The following is a 19,225-nucleotide window of genomic DNA, read 5'->3' as shown; positions in this document are numbered from 1 at the left end:
AGTCAGTACCTACGGCGGGCCGTAGCCGCTCACTGATCGAACCGCTTGCTGAGTTCTTTCGACCAGTAGATATCGCCGTCGTATATCACCGACGCCTCCGTCTCTTCGAGCATGGTCGCCAGCTCTGGCTCCGACAGCGTAAAGCTCGACTCGTTCCCACAGAGGTAGGCGTACTCGTTGGTTTCGGTGTGCGGGAAGTAGTACGAGCCGGTCACCCGCGTCGAGTAGCAATCGAGCGTCAGCAGGTACCGCCGGTCGCTCCCGCTCGCCTCGAGTTCCTCGAGTCGCGCGGTCGTCGGATTGCGGCTTTCGCCTTGGGTGAGCGAGTGGGTGCCGTCGCCGACGACGGCGTAGTCCTTGCCCATCATGATCCGCCTGCGGGCGAGCCCCATCGCGCGTTCGATGCTGAAGCCGTGGACCAGTAGCTTGGCGAACGTCGACCCGACCTTGACGGCGTGGTCGTTCAACACCTTGGTGAACGTGACGGCACCGGCGACGCTCCCCTTCTCGATCAGGCTCATGCCCTCGTAGAAGGAGCCACACGCGTTCAGGAAGAACGTCTGTGCGTTACAGCGATCGAGACTCGAGGTCGCGAGCGTCCCGTCGGGACAGCACAGCCCGCCGGTTTCGCAGTGGCCGATGTAGTGGACGAAGTCGTTGTCGTCCTCTAAGATGCGGGCGAGGTCGGCCGTCTCGAGGGACTCCGCAACGGTGAGATCCATCGTGAGTTCCTCGGAGCGCTGGCGATAGATCTCGGCGACGTCGTCGTGTTCGCCGGCCATCTCCGGATCGTTGAGGACGACACAGATCGAGGTCGAATCGCTCGTCCGCTCGAGGAAGTCCAGGCGGTTGTGGTAGGCCGCGGGCGTCGATTTGAAGACGTCGATCGGAACGCCGTCCGCGAGCCAGCCGTGGGTACGGCCGCTCCGGAGGTCGGGTTTGACGATGTCGACCGAGGCGACCTGCCCAGTGGTGGCTCTACCGGCACCGGGATCGCCGCCGCGCTCGGCCGCGCGTCCGGCCTCGATACCGGACGCGAGTTCGGCGGGCCCGCCCTCACCCCGATAGAAGTCCTCGAGCGAGCGTTCGACCAGCTCTTGGCCCTCGAGTTCGGAGGTTCGGGGCGTGTAGATCATGCTCAGCCGGTCGAGCAGGAAGGGCAGCGTCTCGACGCTGTCGTAGGCCGGGGCGACGTACGTCGAGAGGTGCCACTCCGGGAGGCGGTGTTTGATCGCCGCATACGGGACGTCGAGATACGTCGCGAGTCGATCCTGCGGTGAGGCGTGATACAGCACGTCGGCGTCGAGGCCGAGCGCTGCGAGCAGGCTGTGCTCCGAGAGGGTCGTTCCGTAGGGACCGGCGTTGCGCACCAGGCAGTCGAGGAAGAACGTCTTTCGGAGCAGTCGCTCGACGTCGCGCTCCAAGTCTGGCATCGGCGAGAGTTCCTCCTCGATGGCGTGATCGCGGAGTCGGAGCCGCGGCCGCTCGAGGTCGGCCCCGGATCGGTTTCCGAGCCCCTCGTCGGTCGTCCGGACAGTTGCCTGCAGGTAGTACGCCAGCGGTGCGGTCACGAACAGGGATTCGTAGTCCGGTGGAACGACCAGTTCGATCCCGTGATCCGGAGTGTCGGACCGAATGCAGTCGGAAATCTCGAGTTCGTTACCGCGTTCGATCAGCGACGGGTGGCCGCGGAGGGTGGGGTACGACCGGTCCGGACGGTCGGTCTTGTGCGAGGCGGCCATGTGAGTGATGGCCTCGGCGATCGCGGACGGGGAGTCCGGCACGGTGATCGTACCGGCGGGGAACTCGTGGCGACAGCGGACGCCGAGGATGACGCGCGTTCGCTCCGGAAAGGAGACGACGATCTCCTCGTAGTCGTCGGTTTTTTCGATCGTCGCCCCACCGGCGAACCGAAGGTACGCCTTGATCTCCGTATCGATGTCGACGATGTACTCGCCGGGTGACAGCGCGAGCGGCTCTCCGCTGGGGTCGAGTTCGTACTGCTCCTCGAGTCCGAGAGAGAACGCGTAGACGACCGCGTGGGGGAACCGGAGTTCGTCCGTCGTCAGGGCGACCGTCTCGTCGACCGGGCGCGAGACGCCGACGTCGGAAGCGCTGACGTCGAGTTCGTCACCGTTGACCGCCAACTCGGCGTTGTCAGCGTCGGTGACGTGGAGGGTGTCGCCGTCTACCGCCCACTCGATCATTCGGTTGGGAGAATGTCACTGCGACAAGTTAGTTGTATCGGGCTGTGAGAGAGTGGCAAATGGTGCCGTAATCGGCACGCTCGGTTATAATATCTACCAGTTATTTCGGGAAGATACTTCCATTAGAGAGTCGATCGGTATCAAACGAGCCGTTGCGTTCATCGATGAGGGCGGACGGTGAGCGAACGTTCACTGGCCACCGGCCAGCATAGTGGCCTCACTTGCCGGGGAAGGGTACACTTATGCGGCCGCCAGACTGCAGTTCGGATATGAACCACGATCAGGTTCGGGACGTCGATCCCGCCGTCGCCGATGCGCTCGAGGGCGAGGTAGACCGCCAGCGAGAGACGTTACAGATGATCGCCAGCGAGAACCACGTCAGCGAGGCCGTCATCGACGCGCAGGGCAGCGCGCTGACGAACAAGTACGCCGAGGGCTACCCCGGCGAGCGCTACTACGGCGGTTGCGAGTACGCTGACGAGGTCGAACAGCTCGCGATCGACCGCGCGACGGAGCTGTTCGGTGCCGAGCACGTCAACGTCCAGCCCCACTCGGGCACGCAGGCCAACCAGTCGGTCTACTTCGCGATGCTCGAGCCGGGCGACAAGATCCTGTCGCTGGATCTGAACCACGGCGGCCACCTCAGCCACGGCCACCCGGCGAACTTCACGGGCCAGCTCTACGAGGTCGAGCAGTACGAGGTCGACCCCGAGACGGGCTACATCGACTACGACGACCTCGCCGACCACGCCGCCGAGTTCGATCCCGACATCATCGTCTCGGGCTACTCCGCGTACCCGCGCGAGATCGAGTGGGAGCGCATTCAGGACGCCGCCGACGACGTCGACGCGCTTCACCTCGCGGATATCGCCCACATTACGGGTCTCGTCGCCGCCGGCGTCCACCCCTCGCCGGTCGGCGTCGCCGACTTCGTCACCGGCTCGACGCACAAGACCATCCGCTCCGGTCGCGGCGGCATCGTCATGTGCGACGAGGAGTACGCCGACGATATCGACGCTGCCGTCTTCCCCGGCGGACAGGGCGGCCCCCTCATGCACAACGTCGCCGGCAAGGCCGTCGGCTTCAAAGAGGCGCTCGAGCCCGAGTTCGAGGACTACGCCGAGCAGACGGTCGCGAACGCGAAGGCACTGGGCGAGTCCCTCTCCGAGAACGGCCTCTCGCTGGTCTCCGAGGGCACGGACAACCACCTCGTGCTCGTCGACCTGCGGGACAGCCACCCCGACACCTCCGGCGGCGACGCCGAGGAGGCCTTAGAGGACGCCGGCATCGTCCTCAACGGCAACACGGTGCCCGGCGAGACGCGCTCGCCGTTCAACCCGAGCGGAATCCGCGCCGGCACGCCGGCGCTGACCACGCGCGGCTTCGACGAGGACGACTGTCGCGAGGTCGGCGACCTGATCGCTCGCGTCGTCGACGCCCCCGAGGACAAGGACGTTATCGAGGAGGTTCGCGCCGAAGTCGCGACGCTGTGCGACGAGAACCCACTGTACGAGTGAGATAGCGGCGATCGGCCCGACGGATTCTATCGGATCCGATCACGCACCCACACTTCTTAGCCGACTATAATTATCGCAAGTACGCCGATAGCGATCGCCGCGGCCAACGTGATCGCCACGGTGAGACCGAACCCGACGACCGGCGATAGCGAGCGCACCGATTCGCGCGTCGTCGATCTCGAGGCCATAGGTAGCCTCTCGAACCCCGAGGGGAAGAACGTACGCTTCGACTCAGTGCTCGAGTCGCCCGTGACCGCTCGCAACGGCCCCTGTCACTCGCCGGCACGCGGCTTTTCCGCCGGCTCGTCGTACCGCCGCCAATGTCCACGCGCCCGACCGGAACCATCCTCGACGACGATCGGTTGCTCGCGCTCCGGGAGACCGACGAGACGGCGGCCTCCGAGCTGGCCGTCGAAGTGACGCCGGTGGCCGATCGCATGGGTGCCGCGAGCGGCGACCACATCGATTGGGACGTCGACGACTACGAGGATCAGGTCATGCTCGTGTGCAGCGGGATCGACGAGGCGGCCACCGCCGACGCGCCGTACCCGCGACGACTCCGCGAGGAGGGTGGAGAGGTCGTCGCACCCGTTCCCGACCCGCTGGTACGGGCCGAGCCGCCGGAGGGACTCGGCCTCGAGATCGAGACCTACGACACCGACGACCCGTTGCTGTTCGACGCCGTCACGACCGGGGAGACGATCGGTCTCGTTCCGGTCCGGTTCGATAACGGGGAAACCTACCGCGCCGACCCGCTGCCGGGCGTCGCGGACGACAGCGACCCCGTCGCGGAGGAGGTCATCGAACACGAGGACCGCGGGGATCCGACGCCCCGTCCCGAGACGATGAGTGCGCCGATCGACGCCGACGTGTTCGAGTCGACCCTGGCCGAGACCGAGCGCGACGTCTCCGAGACCGACGTGATCGGGATCCTCGAGGCGGTCGAGCGCCTCGACCTCGTCGGCACGGGGGATCACGTCGCCGGCGTCCCGCCGCTGTCGGCCGACGAGCGGGCCGTCTGTCTGCTCCCCGAAAACGTCTGGACGGAGCGACTCGGACCCGAACTCGAGGCCGAGGGCGTCGACGTGGATCCGGACGCGCTGGCGGTCGCTCGCGCCGTCCACGAACGCCAGGCCCGCGAGCTGATCGACGCGGCCGGAACGACCGAGTACGAGGGTCTCGAGGACGAATACGCGATGGTCGTGACCGACGCACGCGACACCGCGGAGTGGGAGGTTTCGGAACCGGGAACCGCCGATCGAAGCGGCACGAACTGATCGGTTCGCGACCTGCACGCCGTCGGGTCGATCTCTGGGACGGCCGGTCCGGTTTCTCTACCCCGTTCCGTAACGAACTCACCGCAGAAACGACGGTGTACACCGCTGTCAGTGCGGCGTACGATTCATCGTGATCGCGTACGATCCGCCGTGACAGCGTACGTTAACATTAGTCATACGCCAGCGCGTTGGCGGTCCCTCTCCATGTCACGAACTGACAGTTCAGTGGATCGGCGAACGGTGTTGTCGGCAGTGGGTGCCGTGAGCGCCGCCGCCCTCGCCGGCTGTGCATCGCAGACCGGCGGCGAAAAGCAGTGACATGGCTCGCTTCTACGCCTGCCTCCTGAACGGCGGGGAACTCGAGGGGACGCGGCTGTTCAGTCCGGAGACCGTTCGGGAGTGGACCTCGCTCGAGGCGGAGACCGAGTCGGATCCGGTCCGCGGCGGTTCGCCGGGTCGGTTCTCGCTCGGCTTCTTCCTCGGCGGGCTGGTCCACGACTCCTACGGCGTGACCGCCCCGCCGAGTACGTTCGGCCACGGCGGCCTCGGGAGCATTATGGGCTGGGCCGATCCCGAAAACGACCTCGCGTTCGCCTACGTGACCAACGGCATCCGCGACGGGTACGAACACGGGGTCCGCGCGACCGTCATGAGCGATACGGTGCGCCACGAACTCGGTTAGTCGGCACCGACCGGTTCGCCGCGGCCCGTCTGTGTCGTGTGCTTCCGCATACCACATCCTTTTCCGACTGATTTACGTAAGGTAGTTCACATGACGGACGATTCCGCAACGGAGATGTATCGATCGCGGACCGACGCGCTGACGACCGACGTCGGCGATGGACGACCGATCGTCTTCGCCCACGGGACGCTGATGGATCGGACGATGTTCGCGCCGCAACTCGAGGCCCTGCGCGGCGAGTATCGGGCCGTCGCCTACGACCTGCGGGCGCGAACGGACCGGTACGCGCCGGGCTACGACCTGTGGGATCTGGCCGACGACTGCGCGGCGGTACTCGACGGGATCGGCGAGGACAGCGCCGTCATCGCCGGTATGTCGCTTGGCGGGTTCATGGCGCTTCGCTTCGCGCTCGCGTATCCGGAGCGCGTCGACGGCCTCGTCCTGATCGACTCGATGGCCGCGCCCCATCCCGAAGACGAACGGGCGGCGTTCAGCGACCTCGTCGAGCCCTACGAAGACGTCCTCGAGCCGATGCCTCGAGCGATCGCCGAGGGGTCGGCGGCCGAGCTGTTCGGCGAGACGACTCGCGAGGAGAACCCCGAACTGGTCGAAGCGTGGGTCGATCGCTGGGCGACCTATCCCGGGAAAGCGGTCTACCACGAACTCAATTCGTGGCTCGGCCGCCCGGACGTGACCGATCGCCTCTCGGAGATCGACGTCCCGGTCCTAATCGTCCACGGCGAGGAGGACCCGTCGCTTCCCCCGTCGCGGGCCGAACCGATGCTCGAGGAGCTGCCCGACGCCGAGATGGAACTGATTCTGGACGCGGGCCACACCGCGAACCTCGAGCGGCCGGAGCCGACCACCGACGCGATTCGCTCGTTCCTCGACGAGCGGTTCTGAGCGATAGTATACACGAACGTGTTTATTTGAGCCGACTCTGGCGACGTTCTGCGCACGAATCCGGGGATTAATGAGCCTCGCGGTCGCCCACTCAGGTAATGACCGAAATCATCGACGGTAACGCCGTCGCGAGCGAGATTCGGGACGACCTGACGGACGCAATCGAGCGGTTGGCCGACGCGGGTTCGCGGCCGGGACTGGCGACCGTGCTCATGGGCGACGACCCCGCGAGCCAGACCTACGTGAACATGAAACAGCGCGACTGCGAGGAGGTCGGCATCGAGAGCCACCACGTCGACGTCGACGGCGACGCGCCCCCCGAGGAGCTGTTCGACACCATCGCCGATCTCAACGAGAACGACGACGTCCACGGCTACATCGTCCAGGCCCCCGTGCCGGACCACGTCGACTACCGCGACGTGATCCGCCGCGTCGACCCGATCAAGGACGTCGACGGCTTCCACCCCGAGAACGTCGGTCGACTCGTCGCCGGCGACGCCCGCTTCCGTCCCTGCACGCCCCACGGCGTCCAGAAACTGCTCGAGTCCGCCGATATCGACACCGAGGGCAAGGACGTGACCATCGTCGGCCGCTCGGACATCGTCGGCAAACCCCTCGCGAACCTGCTGATCCAGAAGGCCGACGACGGTAACGCGACGGTGACGGTCTGTCACTCCCGCACGGACGACCTCGCCGCGAAGACCCGCAGCGCGGATATCGTCGTCGCCGCCGCCGGCGTCCCGGAACTCGTCGACGGCTCCATGCTCGAGGACGGCACGGTCGTCATCGACGTGGGCGTCAACCGCGTCGACGCAGATACGGAGAAAGGGTACGAACTCGTCGGCGACGTCGAGTTCGAGAGCGCGAAGGAGAAGGCCAGCGCGATCACGCCCGTCCCCGGCGGCGTCGGGCCGATGACCCGCGCGATGTTGCTCTACAACACGGTCAAAGCCGCCAGCCTGCAGGAAGATATCGACATCGACCTGCCCTGAATCACCGCCGTATCGACGGTCCGCAGTTCGTTTTTGACGGCGATTTCGCCGGTCGTCGCTCGGGTCGGGTTCGTCTCCGTCAATCGATCGGATCGAACTCGAGGGCGTCCAGTCGCTCCTGTGCCTGCGAGAACGCGAACTCGTCGCCGCGCAGGCCGTTGGCCAGATCGCGGGTCGCCTCGACGAGCCGTTCGGCGGTCCCCGGCTCGACGTCGCCGTCGAGCATCCGGATGCGCTTGACGTGTTCGCCGAGCGTCTCGAGGGCGCTTCGTTCGCTGGCGGTCAGATCGCGGTCGTCGGCCCAGGTCCGAACGTCGCGGCGGTACTCGCGAACCGCGTTCGCGTACGCGAGCCCGCGGGCCGCCCGCAGCGATCGGGGGACTTCCTCGACGGGTGGGCGCTCGCCCCGATCGGCGTCGCGGAGCAGCGAGAGGAAGTACAGCTCTTCGCGGTCCTCGAGGTGGATCTCTCGGGCAACGATATCGGCGACGTGGAGCAGTTCGGTCGCGGCGAGGTAGGTGTCGTCGAGCTCGCGGAGGGTGCCGGCGTTGACGAACCCGCGCCGGCGAACGTACTCGCGACAGCGGTCGCGGGCCTGATCGGCGATATCGTCGGTCGCGGCGTCGTCGATCGCGTTCCGAACGGGGGTGAGATCGAACGCGACCTGCAGATCGGTGTGTTCGGTGCGCTCGTCGACGCCGACGCTTCGGAGGCTCCCACAGGCCGGACAGCCGACGCTGCCGGTTTCGTAGTACGACCAGCGGGTCCCACACTCCTTGCACTCGCGCTCACCCCGGATTTTCATGAGCGAGGGTACGGTCGGGACACCAAAAGTCCCACCGACCCGCCGCGACCGGGCGTCGCCGGTCAGTCGGTTCGAAACGCCGGTCGAAATCGGCAGCGAGGCCACGTCCGGACCCGATTGAGTGTCGCTTCTCGTGATACTTTGGGTCCGTTGATGGTGCGGAACCGATGACGGTCACCGGTCGCTTGGCGTCGTTCAATAGGTGATTAACAGACTGCAGGTGCAGGCCACATCGAAACCAGCCGGAACGTCCAACCCGAATATATGTCCCGTAGACTGAACCGGCGGACGTTCGTGACCGCGGCAGGAACAGCAAGTGCGCTCGCGCTCGCCGGCTGTGCCGACAGCGGCCCCGGCGGCAACGAGACCGAGGACGAGAACGATACGACCGGCGAGGACGAGACGACCGGTGACGAAAACGAGACCGAAGACGAAGAGAGCGGCGAGGACGAGACGTACATGCTGACCGTCACGGTCGAAGACGACGAGGGACCGGTCGAAGGCGCGTCCGTCACCCTCGAGGAAGCGGGCATGGGCGGTGTGACCGACGACGAGGAGATGGGCAACGAGTCCGAGAACGCGTCGGACAACGAGACGATGACCGAGGACGGGATGGACAACGAGTCCGAGAACGCGTCCGACGAGACGACGGTCGACGACGATGGGATGGGCAACATAACTGAAAACGAGACGGACAACGAGTCCGACAACGAATCGGGCAACGAGTCCGACAACGAGACCACGTCCGACGTCGGCGGTCAGAGCTTCCCCATAGAAGACGAGACCGACCAGGACGGCGAGGTCGAGTTCGAGGATCTCGAGGACGGAGAGTACACCGTCAGCGCCGAATACGAGGGCGAGCAAACCGAAGACGACGTCGAAATCGACGGCGGCGACGAGGACGTCACGCTGACGTTCGGCGAGGGCGGAACCGAGGGCAACGAGACGGAGAGCGGTAACGAGACGGAAAGTGACAACGAGAGCGACGACGAGAACAGTTCGTAATCGGTTCCATCGGGCCCACCGCGGGCCGTGTCCCATCGATTTCGATCGTATCGACTCGAGCATCGATGTGCAGTCCTTTTTCGACGCGAGCGTCAGCGGATCGACGCCGAGCATCGAGTGTCACAGCGAACCGACCGTTCGAGATCGTTTCAGGCCGGAAACCCTATCCTTCCGACCCGAAACGACGACGCTCGGCGCGCAGTGATGACCCCTATCGACAGCGGCAGTTGGTTCCCGTTACTGTCGAGTCGAGCATCTCGTTCGCGCACGTGTGGCCAGTCGGCACTGTCTCCTCGCCCGCTCGAGTGTGACTCCGGGCCGAGGGAATCGATGCTGCCCCGCTCCGCGTGGCGGCTTTTTTCCCCGTCCGGTCGGTAGTCACGGGTATGCGTGACGAAGACGAAATCCGCGAGCAGTACGAGTTTCTCAAAGAGCACCTCGAGAGCGACGAAATGCGCCACGACGGCGTCGAGGAGATGTTCACCTACTACAAGCGCGCGCTCGGCTGGGTACTCGAGGAAGAGCACATCTGATCGCGACCGCGTGCGCCGAGACGGCATCGTCGTCCCCGACCCTGGACCGTGTCGTTACATTTAAGTACACACGGCAGAACGTTTCACGTGACGCTTCGCTTGGAGGGCCGAAGCGTCAGCGGGGACCAATTCAGGGCGGCAAGCGATCGCGTGACTTTTTCCGTCACGCGATCTGCTTTCCTGTTTCGATATCCATTCACTCAGTGGCACTGCTGCCGTTATTATCTCCCGATATGAGTCGGCAATAATGCGTTTATCCAATATAATTGTACCGAAACGTAATCCCTGAACTGTAAACATGAACTGCGCGTTATGTGTGGTTCGCCGTGCGATCCATCACGGGTGTTATGGATCGTTGACGCTGAAAACGAGAGCCCTCACTGGTAATAGCCCCCTTTCGATCGAAACGACCCGATAGCCTTATTAAAATTCGACAGTAAGTACGATTGGTACTTTCCCAATGTACGACCTGACAGGATTCCAGCGTGACCTGCTCTACGTCATCGCTGGCGAGGACGAACCCCACGGACTGGCGATCAAGGAGGAACTCGAACAGTACTACGAAAAAGAGATCCACCACGGACGGCTCTATCCCAATCTCGATACGCTCGTCGACAAGGGCCTCGTCGAAAAGGGCCGCCGAGATCGTCGAACGAACTTCTACACGCTCACCCGCCGCGGCCGCCGCGAACTCGAGGCGCGCCGCGACTGGGAATCGCAGTACGTCGACCTGTAACGCGATCCGGAAGCCGTTCGGTTCCATCGGTATCGTCGGACATCATCAGGAGTCGCGACGCTCGTTCTCCGTTCGCTCCCGGCACGTCGCTTATGTGTGATCGCGGCGAACGATCAGCAGTGAACGAGGTAGCGCTGCAGATCGCTGACGCACCCCTCGAGGAGACGGTCGTCCGGATGGCCCTCGCGGGCGCGCTGGGGATGTTCCTCGGACTCGAACGCGAGTGGTCCCAGAAGTCGGCGGGTATCCGAACCTTCTCGCTGATCAGTCTGCTCGGTGCGGTCTTTACCGTGCTCGTGCGCGAGGGCGGCGTCGGCGAGAGTCTGCTCCCGTTGGGCGGGTTCCTGGTGATCGTCCAGGGCGTCTTGCTCGCCGTCCAGGGGCTCATGGAGGACGATCCCGAGGAGACGGGACTGTCGCTGACGACCTCAGTCTCGATGCTCGTCGCCTACGGCGTCGGCGTCCTGGTCGCCGCCGGCTTCATCCTCGAGGGCGTCACCGTCGCCGTTCTCTCGTCGCTCCTGTTGGTGTTAAAGCGGGAGCTCCACGAGTTCGCCTGGGGCCTCTCTCGCGAGGAGATGCGCTCGACGACGGAGTTCGCCATCCTCGCGTTCGTCATCTACCCGGTGCTCCCGGCCACCTACGAGCCCGAAATCGCGGGGATCACGATCCCGCTCGAGCCGCAGGTCATCTGGCTGATGGTCGTCGCCGTCGCGGGGATCGGTATCGCTAACTACGCGATCGTCTCGACCTACGGCGGGCGCGGCATCGCGATCACCGGCTTCTTCGGCGGCCTGGCCTCCTCGACGGCCGTCGTCGGGACGATGCTCGATCACGTCAACCAGCGGCCCGAAGCGTCCTCCTACGCCGTCGCGGCGATCTTGCTCGCGAACGCTGCCATGGCGGCCCGGAATCTGGCGATCGCGGTCGGCTTCACGGCGGGCGGCGGCACCGATATCCTCATCGAGGCGATCGTCCCGCTGGGTGCCGTCATCCTGCTGGCCTTCGCCGTCGCCGCGCTCACCGCTGACTGGAGCGAGTCCGGGCCGATGGAACTCGAGAGCCCGTTCTCGCTGAAGAACGCCCTCGGGTTCGGGGCCGTCTTTCTCGTCGTGCTCGTGTTCGGATCGCTGGCCGAGACGTGGTTCGGAACGCTCGGCTTCTACGCGACGGCGGTCGCCAGTGGCTTCGTCTCGAGCGCCGGTGCGACCACCTCGGCGGTCGTCCTCTACCGCGGCGGCCAACTGGGGCCGGCGGAGGCGACGATCGCGATCCTGCTCGCGACGGTCTCGAGCATCGTGGTCAAGGCCCTACTGGCGGCGACGTCGGCGAACGACGGCTTCCGGAACCGGGTCGCGGCCTACAGCACGATTTTGCTGCTGGGCGGGGCGATCGCGTCGGTACTGCTCGTCGTCTAGAACGCAGGTACTGTACCGACGGGCAGTATTTACCGGCGGGCGGACGAAGGGAGTACCATGGACCGAGCAACGGTCGAACCGCAGGTCGATACGATCCCCGGCGAACGGGCCAGCGAGTGGGTCGATTACCACCACGAGTTCGCCGCCCCGAGTACGTACGTCTACGAGTTCGTCTGGGACACGACCGCCGAGGCCGTCGGCCCCTTCTGTACCGACGTCGACGGCAACGTCCTGCTGGACTTTACGAGTCACGTCGCGGCCGCGCCGCTGGGGTACAACAACCCGACGATTCGCGAGAAACTCCGCTCGTTCGACCTCGTCGATCCGCTGAAGATCGCGGGGCAAGATTTCTACGTCAGCGGCGGCGGCCGGCCGGACGACCCCGACTTTCCCGGTCCGACGCAGCTGATGGACCGGCTGATCGCGATGACCGACCACTACGATATGGATCGGGTCTTCCTCTCGAACTCCGGCGCGGAGGCCGTCGAGAACGCGATCAAGATCTGCTACGCCGCGGGCGGCCACCGCGCGTTCACGTTCGACGGGGCGTTCCACGGCCGCACGCTCGGCGCGCTCTCGCTCAACCGCTCGAAGGCCGTCCACCGCAGCGGCTTTCCGGAAATTCCGGGCGTCGTCAGCGTCCCCTATCCCGCGACCGACGAGGAGTACGAAACCCGCTGGCGAACCGACGGTCCCGGCGGCAACGTCGTCGCCGACGCCCTCCACCCCGAGCGCGGCGTCGTCGATCCCGAGGAAGTCGCCTATCTCATCCTCGAGCCGATCCAGGGCGAGGGCGGCTACCGGGTCGCTCACCCCGAGTTCGCCCGCGACCTCGAAGCGCTCCGCGATCGGTACGGGCTCAAGATAATCGCCGACGAGATCCAGTCCGGAGTGGGCCGGACCGGCGAACTGTGGGCCGTCGACCACCTCGATCTCACACCGGACGTCATCACGAGCGGGAAGGGGCTGCGCGTGGGCGCAACGATCTCGCGGTCGGACGTCTTCCCCCGGGAGAAGAGCCGGCTCTCCTCGACGTGGGGCGCGGGCGATCTCGTTGCCGCGATGCAGGGGGTTCTCACGATCGACACCATCCACGAGGAGGATCTGCTCGCGAACGTCCGCGAGCGAGGCGAGCAGTTCCGGACGATCCTCGAGGACGCCGTCGCGGACGGCGACGCGCCCGGCGCGATCGACGTCCGCGGCCGCGGGCTCATGCTCGCCGTGGAGTTCGATACGAAAGACCGCCGCGACGCGGTCCTCGAGTCGGCGTTCCGACGGGGCCTGTTGACCCTCGGCTGCGGCTACAAGACGCTGCGATTGCTGCCGCCGCTCGACGTCACCGAACGAGAGATCGAACTGGGTGCGAGGCTGTTGCTCGAGACGATCGACGACGTCGCCGACGAGACGGACGTCGAAAAACGGTAACGCGACTCGGACGGGAGTCGAGTGGAACTGGGAAGTCGTGAACGGACGGGGACGATCGACCGTTACTCGCCGCGAAGCTCGTTCATGTGATCGATCCGGCGCTGAATGAGATCCGCTTTACCGATGTCGTGGCGCACGCGCAGTCCCTCTTCGCCGGCGACCGCGAGCGCGTCTTCGGCGATCTCCTCGGCCTCGGCGATCGAGTCGGCGACGCCGACCAGCGCGAACGATCGGGAGGTCGTCGTGTAGATGCCGTCGTCGCGTTCGTCGACGTCATCAGAACTCGAAGAGTTCTGATTGCCCGAAGAGCTTCGCTCTTCGACGCTGGCGTAGTAGAGCAACGCGTCGCCCGCACTCTCCTCGTCGACTCGAACCTTCGCGCCGGACTCGGGATCCGTCGGGTAGCCCTCGGGCACGGCGTACTTGCAGACCGTCGCCTGCTCGGCGAACGAGAGTGCTGGCAGCGGATCGTCGTCTCGAGCCGCGGTGAGCACGTCGAGGAAATCGGTCTCGAGGACGGGCAGCGTGTTCATCGCTTCGGGGTCGCCGAAGCGGGCGTTGAACTCGACGACGCGGGGACCGGTGGTGGTCAGCATGAACTGACCGTAGAGGATGCCCCGATAGTCGTCGAGGGCGTCGACGGTGGCCTCGATGATCGAGACGGCGTCCTCGTAGTCCGACTCGGTCATGAACGGCAGTTCGTCGGTCGCGTCGGAGTAGCTCCCCATCCCGCCCGTGTTCGGTCCCTCGTCGCCCTCGTAGGCGCGCTTGTGGTCCTGGACCGCGGGCGCGGTGCGGAACTCGCCGTTGGCGACGAACGCCTGTACGGTGAACTCCTCGCCGATAAGCCGCTCCTCCAAGACGATCCGGTCGTAGTCGGACTCTCGAATGTACTCCTTGCCCTCCTCGGCGGTGACCTGATCGCCGATGACTTTGACCCCCTTCCCGCCGGTCAGTCCGGCGGGCTTGATCGCGAGGTCGCCGTCGTACTCGTCGATGAAGTCGCAGGCGGCCTCCATGTCGTCGAACGTCTCGAAGTCCGGACAGCCCGGGATGTTGTTCTCCGCCATGAACCGCCGCTGGAACGCCTTGTCCGTCTCGATGCGGGCGTCCTCTTCCTTCGGCCCGAAGGCGTAGATGCCGGCGGCCTCGAGTTCGTCCGCGACGCCGGCCTCGAGCGGCGCTTCCGGGCCGATGACGGCGATCGTCGCGTCGACGTCCTCGGCGTAGTCGACCACGGCTTTCGGGTTCGTCGTCTCGAGCGTGTCGAACCCGGCCGCGATGCGGGCGATACCGGGATTCTTGTTGCCGGCACAGGCGTACAGGTCGGCCTCGCTGTCCGCTAACGCGCGGGCGATGGCGTGCTCGCGGCCGCCGCCCCCGATCAGCAGCACGTTCTCTCGCATGGTCGATAGCGGAACGCACGAACCTGTAAGCGTTGCTCTTTCCTCGAGGTGAAAGTATGCACGGACGTGGTATATTTCGTCGGCGAACGTGGCGGCGTCTTCGAGGACGACGCGCCGTCCCAATCCGACGAACGCGACACGAATGCGTCGATGAAAGGATAGGAATCTATACTTATCAATTGGTTTAATATGCGTGCACATGAACCGCCGCCCGTTCCTCCAGACGCTCGCAACCGGTGGAATCGTCCTCTCGGCCGGCTGCGTAAGTTCGATATCGTTCTCGAATACCGGTCCCGATGCCGACGACGTGTTCGCGGACTACCGGTACGAGGGAACGGAGCTCGTCGTCCGGTTTCGCGACGACCGCGACGTTCAGCGGGTCGTCCTGTTCGACGGCGTCGCGGACGAGGAGTACGAGACGGTCGAGCGGCCGTCGAACCCCGTCCGATTCCCCGTCGTCTTCCCGGACCGACTCGAGACGTACGTCTCTCAGTCGCTCCGCGTGAAGGCTGAGACGCCGGACGGCTCGGCCCAGCAGCGGATTTGGGGATTGGCTCACGCATACGTGAGCACCGTGGAACCCCTCCCAGACGGTCGCGCGCGCCTCGAGATCGAGAATCAGGGTGACGGACCACTGCTCGTCAGGTTCGTTGCAATCCATGGTGACGTTCCGAACCCGACGATCGACCCGCAGAGCGACTCGTTCGATCAGTCGTCGTTCGAGCTCGGATCGGGCGTCGTCGGCGTCGACGAGAACCGTCCGCTATCCCCCTCGAGAACGGATCTCGTCGTGCAACCGGGGGAGACGAAATCGTTCGAGACGACGTACGCGCCGTTTGCGTTCCTCGATGAGACCGCCGCGGACGGCTGTACCGGCGACGAGGGCACCGGCAGAATCGCCGTCGTTCACGGCTCCGGCGGCAGCGCCGCCTACGACTTCGCGTACCGTCTCGAGGGCAGCCCGACCAAACTCGAGGGACGAGCGGCGGCGGTCTGTCCCGATTTGGTCGTCGAGCCCTGACCGGACCACGCGTTCCCGCTTCACCCCAGCCGCTCGACTTTTATGCCGCCGCAGTTGCGGCAGCTACTGATTTCGCTGTCCGGGGCGTAGTACTTCTCGCCACACGACTGGCATCGATGGCTGATCTTCGCCGTTCCGCGGGCCGGTTCGGTCCGTGTTCGAGACCGCTCGGACCCGCCGTCCCGTCCGAGAAGCACGTAGAGGAGTATCCCGAGAATCCCACCGAGGAACGCGACGAGCCCCCAGAGCACCGCGCTCTGCGAGCTGTTTTCGGACGCGTCGATGAACACCCAGAGCGTTCCGACGATCCCTACGAACAGCCAGACGAACCCGACGAATACTGCGCCGCTCATAGTTCGACAAAGTACAGCGAGTTGAAATATCTTCCGAGAGCGCCACCGGCGATAGAATCCGCCGTAGCTGTCCGGGATCGATCCGTTTGTGCGATTCCGGACGCTGACGGCCGTCCGTCACGCGTAGAACAGCGGCGGCCGCCGATCTCCGCCGTGTTCCTCGTCCGGCAAATACGCCTCGAGCGCTCCCTCGCCCTCGTTCTCGAGCAACTGATCCAGCACGTCCACGGCCGCGTCGCGGTGCAGCGGCTGGTTATCGTTGCCACACTGGTCGTCCATCACACAGGCCGGACAGCCGTCGACGTTCCCGCAGTCGCAGTCCGCGATGAGTTCGCGGGCGCGCTCGGCGACGGCCTCGTAGTTCTCGTAGATCGCCCGCGCGAATCCCAGGCCACCCTCGATACCGTCGTAGATGAACCAGCCGCTGGCTGGCGTCCGGTCAAGGCCGTTCGCGATCTCCCGCACCGCGGCCTCGGCGGCGGCGATGTTTCGCGGTGCGGCGTCGCCGCCCGCCCCGTCGGGACCGGGGCCTGTCCCTGGCCCCATCCCGTTCCCGTCGTCTCCGCCCTGCTCCTGAGCGAGGTGCGAGTCGATCGTCAGCGTCGCCAGTCCGCCCAGATCGCGCTTGTCGACCATCAACTCGAGCGGGGCGACCCCGATCGTCGCGTGCTCGGCGGCGTGAAGCCCGCCCGCGTAGCCCAGATGGGCCGTCCCCGCCAGCCCGTCCTCGAGTTCGGGCACTTCGAAGTCGCGGTATTTCTCGATCAGCGCCCGCTCGACGCGCTGGGGCACCTCGAGCCAGCACAGTTGGGTCTCCATCTCGAGCGGCGGATTCTCGGTGGGGATCCCCTGCTCCTTGCGTTTCCCGCCGTGGACGGCGACCTTGTCGTAGGTACCGTGATAGACCAGCACCCGGCCGCGGCCGAAGTGCAACGTGAAGCCGCCGACGTCGCGGGACTCCTCTGAGACGGCGTCGAGGACCGTCACGTCGGTCCGCGTCCGCGTGTAGTAGTCGACGTCCGTCGGTCGGACCGTCACCGAGGGCCGGGGCGCGTCGTGGTCGACGTCCGTCACCTCGTACTGCTGGCCCTGATGCAGCCGAACCGCGCCCTCGTGGAAGTCCCGCAGTACTCGCTCCTTCGCGAGCGGCTCCATCCCCGGATCGCGGCGCTCGTCGACGCCGTCGGCGAGATCGACCTCGTACTCCTGACCAGTCGTCGCGTACAGCGAAATCGTCTGCTGGGGACGGGGCGGACCCACGTAGGAGACGCCGGTCTCGAGGTTCCCCCGAAGCTGACCCGCGCGGCGCCACATCTCGATCGCCCGCTCGAGGCGCTCGCGGTCGGCGAGGTCCCCCGCGTCGGTCTCGTCGATCGCCAGTTCGTCGGCCGCACAGCGCAGGTGCTGGGCGAACACCGCGTCGTTGTCCACGTCGACGACCGCGTCCTCGACGTCGGACTCAAGGAGGTAGTCCGGGTTCGAGACGACGTACTGGTCGAGCGTGCGGTGTTCGGCGACGAGCACCGAGAGCGCGCGTTTGGTTCCCCGTCCTGCGCGGCCGATCTGCTGCCAGAACGACTGACGCTGGCCCGGATAGCCCAACTGGACGGTGGCGTCCATCTCGCCGATGTTGATCCCCAACTCGAGAGCGTTGGTCGAGGCGACGCCGTCTAACACGCCGGTCTTGAGCTGGTGTTCGGTCCCGTGGCGCTTCTTCCGCGAGTGACCCGCGTGGTAGGGTTCGATGGCGCTCCCGCGGTCGGGGTTCGTATAGTAGCGGCGGTTGTCGTGGCGGTGTTTCGACGCCCGCTTGACCGAGAGTTCGGCGAGCTTCCTCGAGGGGGTAAAGAGCAGCGTCTGGGCGTCGTGGTAGGTCAGATGGGAAAGCATCCGCGGGGCCTCGACGGTGGCGGGGACGCGCTCGAGGATGGCGTCCTCGGCCGCGTCGGACGGTCCGTTCCGTACTGGCTCTTCGTCGCTTCCGCTCCGCTCGTTGCGTTCGTCAACCGCGTCCTCGCGACTCGCGCGTCGCTCCTCGCGGCCCTCGCCGCGCTCGGCCCGCGTCGCTCCCGGTCGCGTCTCCGAGGACTCGCTTCGCCCGTCCTCGCGAGCCCGCGGCGGCGGGTTCCAGAGCACCAGATCCCGCGGTCCCGTGGGAGAGCCGTCCTCGTCGACCACGGACACGGGTTCGTCGATCAGCGCTGCGGAGTGCTCGCCGGGGTTCCCGATCGTCGCGCTCGTGAGGACGAACTGCGGATCGGCGTCGTAGTAGCCGAGGACGCGTTTCAGCCGGCGGACGATCCAGGCGACGTGCATCCCGTGGACGCCCGTGTAGGTGTGCGATTCGTCGATCACGACCAGATCGCAGGCCGAGAGGAACCGCGCCCAGCGGTCGTGGTCGTGGAGGTAGGTGTTCACGCCCGCGAAGTTCGAGATGATGACGTCGGCCTCCTCGCGGATCCGCTTGCGATTGCTCCCGCGCTCGGTGTCGCCGTCGTAAACTCGCACCGTGATCTCGAGTCCCAGATCGTCGAAGAGGTCGTTCAGCTCCCGCTCCTGGTCCCGCGAGAGCGCCTTCGTCGGGTAGAGGACGTATGCTGTGGCGTCCTCGTTCCGGGCACGGGCCTCGAGATAGTTTCTGGCGATCTGGAGGGCGTAGATCCGGGTCTTCCCGGAAGAGGTGCTCGTCGCGACGCAGACGTTCTCGTCGCGTCCCAGCGCCTCGAGGGCCTCGGCCTGATGCGAGTAGAGGTCGTTCTCGAGCGGATCGGCCAGTTCGGGTCGCAGAACGCGCTCGTTGGGGACCGTCGACGCCTCGCGGCCGGGGCGCTCGAGGACGGTGATGTCATCTTCGGCCCGGTAGCCAGGGAAGGTGTCGACCAGTTCGTCGCCGGTGACCGGGACGTCCGCCTGTTCCTGTCGGTCCGTCTGTGAGTCGCTCATCG

16 protein-coding genes are annotated in these 19,225 nt (G+C 65.8%); 11 read left to right on the top strand and 5 right to left on the bottom strand.

From position 1 onward, the window contains the following. Positions 1-29: 29 nt before the first annotated feature. Entirely contained in the window at positions 30-2,207 is a 2,178-nt protein-coding gene (locus LDH66_RS15025; protein WP_226481880.1) for a hypothetical protein, read from the bottom strand. A 269-nt stretch (positions 2,208-2,476) separates the two neighbouring features. Here LDH66_RS15025 and glyA point away from each other — a divergent pair, with 269 nt between their 5' ends. From glyA to LDH66_RS15000, 5 genes are all read left to right on the top strand, one after another. Next, positions 2,477-3,724, top strand: coding sequence for a serine hydroxymethyltransferase (gene glyA / locus LDH66_RS15020; RefSeq protein ID WP_226481879.1), 1,248 nt, complete (start codon positions 2,477-2,479; stop codon positions 3,722-3,724). Positions 3,725-4,044: 320 nt separating this feature from the next. After that, complete coding sequence (locus LDH66_RS15015; protein WP_226481878.1) at positions 4,045-5,001, top strand: hypothetical protein; 957 nt, start codon at positions 4,045-4,047, stop codon at positions 4,999-5,001. Between the two features lie 319 nt (positions 5,002-5,320). Continuing rightward, positions 5,321-5,683 (top strand): beta-lactamase family protein, encoded by a 363-nt coding sequence (locus LDH66_RS15010; protein WP_226481877.1) that lies wholly within the window; start codon positions 5,321-5,323, stop codon positions 5,681-5,683. Positions 5,684-5,773: 90 nt separating this feature from the next. Further along, a complete protein-coding gene (locus tag LDH66_RS15005; RefSeq protein ID WP_226481876.1) occupies positions 5,774-6,586 on the top strand; it encodes an alpha/beta fold hydrolase in 813 nt (270 codons plus the stop codon). 98 nt (positions 6,587-6,684) lie between these two features. Next, positions 6,685-7,578: a bifunctional methylenetetrahydrofolate dehydrogenase/methenyltetrahydrofolate cyclohydrolase gene (locus LDH66_RS15000; protein ID WP_226481875.1), complete on the top strand. Its 894-nt coding sequence runs from the start codon at positions 6,685-6,687 to the stop codon at positions 7,576-7,578. Between the two features lie 79 nt (positions 7,579-7,657). Here LDH66_RS15000 and LDH66_RS14995 read toward each other — a convergent pair whose 3' ends face one another. After that, positions 7,658-8,383, bottom strand: a complete 726-nt coding sequence (locus LDH66_RS14995) for an endonuclease Q family protein (protein ID WP_226481874.1) — start codon at positions 8,381-8,383, stop codon at positions 7,658-7,660. A 264-nt stretch (positions 8,384-8,647) separates the two neighbouring features. On the opposite strand from LDH66_RS14995, the gene LDH66_RS14990 reads away from it, so the two are divergent. The 5 genes from LDH66_RS14990 to LDH66_RS14970 all read left to right on the top strand — a co-directional run bounded on the left by LDH66_RS14990 (position 8,648) and on the right by LDH66_RS14970 (position 13,500). Next, positions 8,648-9,388 (top strand): hypothetical protein, encoded by a 741-nt coding sequence (locus tag LDH66_RS14990; protein WP_226481873.1) that lies wholly within the window; start codon positions 8,648-8,650, stop codon positions 9,386-9,388. 386 nt (positions 9,389-9,774) lie between these two features. Next, positions 9,775-9,921 carry a hypothetical protein gene (locus LDH66_RS14985; RefSeq protein WP_006671865.1) on the top strand — a complete coding sequence of 49 codons (147 nt, stop codon included), beginning with the start codon at positions 9,775-9,777 and terminating at the stop codon, positions 9,919-9,921. A 460-nt stretch (positions 9,922-10,381) separates the two neighbouring features. Next, positions 10,382-10,657, top strand: coding sequence for a PadR family transcriptional regulator (locus LDH66_RS14980; RefSeq protein WP_226481872.1), 276 nt, complete (start codon positions 10,382-10,384; stop codon positions 10,655-10,657). A gap of 119 nt (positions 10,658-10,776) precedes the next feature. After that, the gene (locus tag LDH66_RS14975; protein WP_226481871.1) at positions 10,777-12,075 is read left to right on the top strand and encodes an MgtC/SapB family protein; all 1,299 of its coding nucleotides are present in this window, start codon (positions 10,777-10,779) and stop codon (positions 12,073-12,075) included. Positions 12,076-12,132: 57 nt separating this feature from the next. Then, positions 12,133-13,500, top strand: coding sequence for an aminotransferase class III-fold pyridoxal phosphate-dependent enzyme (locus LDH66_RS14970; RefSeq protein ID WP_226481870.1), 1,368 nt, complete (start codon positions 12,133-12,135; stop codon positions 13,498-13,500). Between the two features lie 62 nt (positions 13,501-13,562). Here LDH66_RS14970 and purD read toward each other — a convergent pair whose 3' ends face one another. Next, positions 13,563-14,906: a phosphoribosylamine--glycine ligase gene (purD, locus tag LDH66_RS14965; RefSeq protein WP_226481869.1), complete on the bottom strand. Its 1,344-nt coding sequence runs from the start codon at positions 14,904-14,906 to the stop codon at positions 13,563-13,565. 199 nt (positions 14,907-15,105) lie between these two features. On the opposite strand from purD, the gene LDH66_RS14960 reads away from it, so the two are divergent. Next, positions 15,106-15,927, top strand: a complete 822-nt coding sequence (locus LDH66_RS14960; protein ID WP_226481868.1) for a hypothetical protein — start codon at positions 15,106-15,108, stop codon at positions 15,925-15,927. Positions 15,928-15,947: 20 nt separating this feature from the next. On the opposite strand, the gene LDH66_RS14955 is transcribed toward LDH66_RS14960, so the two are convergent. After that, positions 15,948-16,280 carry a hypothetical protein gene (locus LDH66_RS14955; RefSeq protein WP_226481867.1) on the bottom strand — a complete coding sequence of 111 codons (333 nt, stop codon included), beginning with the start codon at positions 16,278-16,280 and terminating at the stop codon, positions 15,948-15,950. Positions 16,281-16,397: 117 nt separating this feature from the next. Further along, positions 16,398-19,223 (bottom strand): DEAD/DEAH box helicase, encoded by a 2,826-nt coding sequence (locus LDH66_RS14950; protein WP_226481866.1) that lies wholly within the window; start codon positions 19,221-19,223, stop codon positions 16,398-16,400. Positions 19,224-19,225: the final 2 nt, after the last annotated feature.

Origin of the sequence: Natrinema amylolyticum, from assembly GCF_020515625.1 — an archaeon.
Taxonomy (GTDB): domain Archaea; phylum Halobacteriota; class Halobacteria; order Halobacteriales; family Natrialbaceae; genus Natrinema; species Natrinema amylolyticum.
Note: the sequence above shows the minus strand (reverse complement) of the source record. Positions and strands in the feature narration are given on the sequence as shown.

Bases quoted from the DNA above. Each gene is read 5' to 3' on its own strand.
- LDH66_RS14960 (WP_226481868.1), top strand. From the start codon at position 15,106: ATGAACCGCCGCCCGTTCCTCCAGACGCTCGCAACCGGTGGAATCGTC.
- LDH66_RS14950 (WP_226481866.1), bottom strand. From the start codon at position 19,223: ATGAGCGACTCACAGACGGACCGACAGGAACAGGCGGACGTCCCGGTC.
- purD (WP_226481869.1), bottom strand. From the start codon at position 14,906: ATGCGAGAGAACGTGCTGCTGATCGGGGGCGGCGGCCGCGAGCACGCC.
- LDH66_RS15015 (WP_226481878.1), top strand. From the start codon at position 4,045: ATGTCCACGCGCCCGACCGGAACCATCCTCGACGACGATCGGTTGCTC.
- LDH66_RS15025 (WP_226481880.1), bottom strand. From the start codon at position 2,207: ATGATCGAGTGGGCGGTAGACGGCGACACCCTCCACGTCACCGACGCT.
- LDH66_RS14980 (WP_226481872.1), top strand. From the start codon at position 10,382: ATGTACGACCTGACAGGATTCCAGCGTGACCTGCTCTACGTCATCGCT.
- LDH66_RS15000 (WP_226481875.1), top strand. From the start codon at position 6,685: ATGACCGAAATCATCGACGGTAACGCCGTCGCGAGCGAGATTCGGGAC.
- LDH66_RS14995 (WP_226481874.1), bottom strand. From the start codon at position 8,383: ATGAAAATCCGGGGTGAGCGCGAGTGCAAGGAGTGTGGGACCCGCTGG.
- LDH66_RS14990 (WP_226481873.1), top strand. From the start codon at position 8,648: ATGTCCCGTAGACTGAACCGGCGGACGTTCGTGACCGCGGCAGGAACA.
- LDH66_RS14955 (WP_226481867.1), bottom strand. From the start codon at position 16,280: ATGAGCGGCGCAGTATTCGTCGGGTTCGTCTGGCTGTTCGTAGGGATC.
- LDH66_RS15005 (WP_226481876.1), top strand. From the start codon at position 5,774: ATGACGGACGATTCCGCAACGGAGATGTATCGATCGCGGACCGACGCG.
- LDH66_RS14970 (WP_226481870.1), top strand. From the start codon at position 12,133: ATGGACCGAGCAACGGTCGAACCGCAGGTCGATACGATCCCCGGCGAA.
- LDH66_RS14985 (WP_006671865.1), top strand. From the start codon at position 9,775: ATGCGTGACGAAGACGAAATCCGCGAGCAGTACGAGTTTCTCAAAGAG.
- glyA (WP_226481879.1), top strand. From the start codon at position 2,477: ATGAACCACGATCAGGTTCGGGACGTCGATCCCGCCGTCGCCGATGCG.
- LDH66_RS15010 (WP_226481877.1), top strand. From the start codon at position 5,321: ATGGCTCGCTTCTACGCCTGCCTCCTGAACGGCGGGGAACTCGAGGGG.